General features: G+C 62.0%; 3 protein-coding genes. 1 reads left to right on the top strand and 2 read right to left on the bottom strand.

All coding sequences use genetic code 11. The annotated features are described in order from the left end of the window. Window positions 1–52 precede the first annotated feature (52 nt). On the top strand, window positions 53–574 hold the full coding sequence (locus tag Q0L94_RS10510) for an NUDIX hydrolase (RefSeq protein ID WP_296753118.1): 522 nt from the start codon (window positions 53–55) through the stop codon (window positions 572–574). A 19-nt stretch (window positions 575–593) separates the two neighbouring features. On the opposite strand, the gene Q0L94_RS10515 is transcribed toward Q0L94_RS10510, so the two are convergent. Next, window positions 594–1,940 (bottom strand): Fic family protein, encoded by a 1,347-nt coding sequence (locus Q0L94_RS10515; protein WP_296753114.1) that lies wholly within the window; start codon window positions 1,938–1,940, stop codon window positions 594–596. 128 nt (window positions 1,941–2,068) lie between these two features. Then, entirely contained in the window at window positions 2,069–5,677 is a 3,609-nt protein-coding gene (gene metH / locus Q0L94_RS10520; protein ID WP_296753116.1) for a methionine synthase, read from the bottom strand. Between the last annotated feature and the right edge of the window lies 1 nt (window position 5,678).

Consider the following 5,678-nt stretch of genomic DNA (forward strand, 5'->3'; position numbering starts at 1 on the left):
CCGTGGTTGTAAAGACGCTGAAGCGTCAACAACCACGCTCACCGAAACCGGACTGGAGAGCGAGACCGTCTTCAAGGGACGGCTGATGCACGTCAAACGCGACCGCGTGCGCCTGCCCAACGGCGGCGAATCGACGCGCGAGTATATCGTCCATCCCGGCGCCGTCGTCGTCATTCCGCTGTTCGGCAATGGCGACCTGCTGCTCGAGCGCCAGCACCGCTACCCCCTGCACCGCGACTTCATCGAACTGCCGGCCGGCAAGATCGATCCCGGCGAGGGCGACCTCGCCTGCGCGAAAAGGGAGTTGGAAGAGGAAACCGGCTATACCGCGGGCGAGTGGCGGGAAGTCACCACCATCTATCCCTGCATCGGTTATTCCGACGAACGGCTGGCGTTCTACCTGGCGAAGGGGCTAACGGAAGGCGAGCATGGCCGCGACCACGACGAATTCCTGGAAATACTGCGGGTGCCGTTCGGCGAGGCGATGGACTGGGTCCGCAATGGCAGGATCTGCGAAACCAAGACCGTGATCGGGCTGTTCTGGCTGGAGAAGATGCTCGATAAGGGTTGGTAGTCCAGCCGGATTTATCCTGCTATACGCTTTCAAGTTTCTGGCGGATATCTGGCGCGGGGTAAAACACTTTCTTGCGCCTGCCGTGCAAGGTCTCACTCAATAATCCTAGCGCTGCCAAACCCAGGAGGTCGGCGCGTGCCGTCGCGTAAGCAATTTGATGCGAGCGCTGATGGCTTTCAATAGTGAAATATTCGTCCGGGCGTTTGAGAGCATGAGCCAGCAATGCGGTTTGACGATGGTTTAGCTGCTTTTCACTGGTTTGCAATGCCCGGAGTTTTGCACTCAACTGTGCTTGCTCCCGCTGTTTCTGCTGCAAGTATTGGTGTAATGCGGATAATCCTTTGAGAATGACTTCTGTCTGATGCAGGAGGAAGTACGTCGTGTCCCCGGAGTCTGTTTCGGTTAGCAAATAGGCGCGAGCGTACTGCGCGGGGGCCTTTCGAAGGATGCGTGAGATGGACAGGTATTCGGTCAGCCAGTATCCCTGTTTGGCCATATACCAATAAAACAAGGCACGGCCAGTGCGGCCATTGCCATCGGCAAATGGGTGGTCGTACCCCACCATAAAATGCAGCAGAATCGCACGCACGATGGGATGGATGAACGTGTCGTCGGAATCTGTTGCGTTGGCGAAGTCGCACAGGACTTGCAGGCGCCGCGTTAACTCGCTGTGATGAGGAGGGCGATGCAGCACGAGCCTTTCGTTGTTTGGCGCCACGATTTCAATATCGTCGCTCGTGCGCAATTGGCCACAGTCTTCGCGACGTTCCAGCGTGCCTTCCGTCAATACGCGTTGCAATTCGATCACGTGGCCGGGCTCCAGCGTGTCTCTGCAAATGTCGCGGATACGGCGCATTGCCTCAAAATTATTGAAGATCATCCGCTCACTGAGCGTGCCGGGTTTACGTCCTTCGCGCAGCATGGCCTCGGCGACGCGGCGGGTTGTCGACGCGCCCTCCATCTGGCTGGAGGTGATTGATTCCTCGATCAGGCTGCTGATCAAATAGCGTCCTTGATCGGCACGAAGCGCGGCACTGTCTTCTCCGCCTGGAACCAGGCCGGCCCCCCGGTCGATCTCGTGCAGGTTTTTCAGCAATGGTTCGGGCAGTGTGTAGCTGAACACTTCTCCTTGTTTGTCATGGAAAGGAAGTGTGTTTGCGCTAACGCTTCGCGCAAGGCGGAGTGCCAGCCACCAGATTTTATGATTCAGCCCTTCAGGCGGGGTGCGGTGGCGCAACTCATCCCAATGCAAATAATGACCATACGCCAAGGGCCCCAACTTGAGCCGAGCAAGCTGAGGCAGCGTTTCAGCGCTTGCCTCCTGCATCAATTCATTAAGTGATGGTGGGGTAAGTGGGATTTTCATTTGACTATCAGTTTGATGCTAATTGATAGTAAAATGATAAATCACAAACTATCAATTTGATATTAATTGATAGTGTTCTGATAGGTGGCCTTCGCCTTCGCCTTCGCCTTCTCTTGGCGCGGCCGGGCTCAGAGCTGGTAGGCCAGGTTCGGCGCCAGCCAGCGCTCGGCTTCCGCCATCGTCCAGCTCTTGCGGCGGGCGTAGTCCTCGACCTGGTCGCGCTCGATCTTCGCCACCGCGAAATACTGGCTGTCGGGGTGCGACAGATAAAAGCCGGAAACCGCCGCGCCCGGCCACATGGCGAAGTTCTCGGTCAGCTCCACGCCAATTTGCGCGGTGGCATCGAGCACTGCGAACAGCGGGGCCTTTTCGCTGTGCTCGGGGCAGGCAGGATAGCCCGGCGCGGGGCGGATGCCCTGGTATTTCTCCCCGATCAGGTCCTCATTGGTGAGCGCTTCCTCGCTCGCATAGCCCCAGAACTCGCGGCGCACGCGCAGATGCAGATGCTCGGCGAAGGCTTCGGCGAGGCGGTCGCACAGCGACTTGAACAGGATCGCGGAATAGTCGTCGTGCGCGGCCTTGAATGCGAGGGCGCGCTCGTCTTCGCCGATGCCGGCGGTGACCACGAAGGCGCCCAGATAGTCCTTCAGTCCGCTGGCCCTGGGCGCGACAAAGTCGGCGATGCACAGGTTGGCGCGGCCTTCCGGCTTTTTCATCTGCTGGCGCAGGTTGTGCCAGGTCAGCAGCACGCTTGAGCGCGACTCGTCGGCATAGACCTCGATGTCGTCGTCGTTCACCGTGTTGGCGGGGAACAGGCCGAACACCGCGCGTGCCTCGACCCAGTTCTCGTCGATCATCTTCTTCAGCATCGCCTGGGCGTCGGCGTAGAGCTTCTTTGCCTCGACGCCGACGACTGCGTCGTCGAGAATCTTCGGAAACTTGCCGTGCAGCTCCCACGAGGCGAAGAACGGCGTCCAGTCGATGGCTTCGGCGAGTTTCGCCAGGCCGTAGGCCTTGAGCGCGTGGACACCGGGCTGCTGCGGCACGGGCGGTGTGTAGGCGGTCCAGTCGACGGGAAATTTGTTGGCGCGCGCCTCGGCCAGCGACAGGCGCACGGTGTCGGTTTTGTGCTTGAGATGCCGTTCGCGCGTCTTCGCATAGTCCGCCTTGATCTCGGCGGCGAAGGCGTCGCGCAGGTCGTTCGACAGCAGCTGGGTGCAGACGCCGACCGCGCGCGAGGCGTCCTTCACGTACACCACCGGGTTTGCGTAATGCGGTTCGATCTTCACCGCGGTGTGCGCGAGCGAGGTCGTTGCGCCGCCGATCAGCAGCGGAATGGTGAAGCCCTGACGCTGCATCTCGCGCGCCACGTGCGCCATTTCCTCCAATGATGGCGTAATCAGGCCGGACAGGCCGATGATGTCGGCCTGGTGTTCTTTCGCCGCGTCGAGAATCTTCTGTGCCGGCACCATCACCCCCAGATCGACGATGTCGTAGCCGTTGCAGCCGAGCACCACGCCGACGATGTTCTTGCCGATGTCATGGACGTCGCCCTTCACCGTGGCCATGACGATCTTGCCCGCGCTCTGCGCGTCGCCGGCCTGCTTGTCGGCCTCGATGAAGGGCAGCAGGTGCGCCACCGCCTGCTTCATCACGCGGGCGGATTTGACCACCTGCGGCAGGAACATCTTGCCGGCGCCGAACAGGTCGCCGACCACGTTCATGCCGGCCATCAACGGGCCTTCGATCACGTGCAGCGGGCGTTCGGATTCGAGCCGCGCTGCCTCGGTGTCCTCGACGATGTACTGGGTGATGCCCTGCACCAGTGCGTGGGAGAGCCGCTCGTTCACCGGCAGCTGGCGCCAGGAAAGGTCCTCGACCTTTTCCCTGGCGCCGCCCTTGACGTTCTCGGCAAACGTCACCAGCCGCTCGGTCGAATCGGCCCGGCGGTTCAGCAGCACGTCCTCGACGCGCTCCTTCAGCTCGGGGTCGAGGTTGGCGTACACGCCGAGCTGGCCGGCGTTGACGATGCCCATGTCCATCCCGGCCTGGATCGCGTGATACAGGAAGGCGGTGTGGATCGCCTCGCGCACCGCGTCGTTGCCGCGGAACGAGAAGCTGACGTTCGACACGCCGCCCGAGATGTGCGCGTGCGGCAGGTTCTGGCGGATCCAGCGGGTGGCTTCGATGAAATCGACCGCGTAGTTGGCATGCTCCTCGATGCCGGTGGCGACGGCGAAGATGTTGGGATCGAAGATGATGTCCTCGGCCGGAAAGCCGACCTGTTCCGTGAGCAGCTTGTAGGCACGTGCACAGATTTCGGTCTTGCGCGCGTAGGTGTCGGCCTGGCCGGTTTCATCGAAGGCCATCACGATCACCGCCGCACCGTAGCGCCGGCACAGTTTCGCGCGTTCGATGAATTCGGCCTCGCCCTCCTTCATCGAAATGGAATTGACGATGCCCTTGCCCTGGATGCACTTGAGGCCGGATTCGATGACGCTCCACTTCGACGAGTCGAGCATGATCGGCACCCGCGCGATGTCGGGTTCCGAGGCGATCAGGAGCAGGAAGCGCACCATCGCCGCCTCGGCGTCGAGCATGCCCTCGTCCATGTTGATGTCGATGACCTGGGCGCCGTTTTCCACCTGCTGGCGCGCCACCGACAGGGCGTCGTCGTAGCGGCCCTCAAGGATCATCCGGGCAAACGCTTTCGAACCCGTGACGTTGGTGCGCTCGCCGACGTTGACGAATAGCGAGTCCTTGCCGACGTTGAACGGCTCCAGTCCCGACAGCCGCATCGCCGGTTCCAGCACCGGCGGCACGCGCGGGACGACGCCCTCGACCGCTTTCGCGATGGCGGCGATGTGCGCGGGCGAGGTGCCGCAGCAGCCGCCGACGATGTTCAGCAGCCCCGAGCGTGCCCATTCGCCGATGTGCACCGCCATTTCGTCGCCGCCCATGTCGTATTCGCCGAAGGCATTTGGCAGGCCGGCGTTGGGGTGGGCCGAGACGAACACGTCGGCCTTGCTGGAAAGCTCCTCGACGTACTGGCGCAGCAGGTCGGGGCCAAGCGCGCAGTTCAGTCCGATCGACAAAGGACGGGCGTGGCGCACCGAGTTCCAGAATGCCTCGCCGGTCTGGCCGGAGAGGGTGCGGCCGGACGCGTCGGTGATGGTGCCGGAAATCATCACCGGCAGCCGCATGCCGTTCTGTTCGAAGTATTCCTCGATGGCAAACAGCGCCGCCTTGGCGTTGAGCGTGTCGAAAATCGTCTCGACCATGAGGATGTCGGCGCCGCCCTTCACCAGGCCGTCGATCGCCTCCAGGTAGGCGACGCGCAGCTGGTCGAAGCTCACGTTGCGGAAGCCGGGGTCGTTGACGTCGGGCGAGATGGTGGCGGTGCGCGAGGTCGGGCCGAGCACGCCGGCGACGAAGCGCGGCTTGGCCGGATTCTGTGCCGTCGCCTCGTCGGCCGCCTCGCGTGCCAGGCGCGCGGCGGCGAAGTTGAGCTCCGCCACCAGATGCTCCATGTGGTAATCCGCCATGGAAATCGAGGTGGCGTTGAAGCTGTTGGTTTCCAGGATGTCGGCGCCGGCGGCCAGATACTTGGCGTGGATTTCCTTGATGATGGCGGGCGCAGTCAGGCACAGCAGGTCGTTGTTGCCTTTGAGGTCGTGGGCGAAATCGGCGAAGCGCTCGCCGCGATAGTCCGCTTCGGTGAGCTTGTACGACTGGATC

Source organism: Thiobacillus sp. (assembly GCF_024708915.1).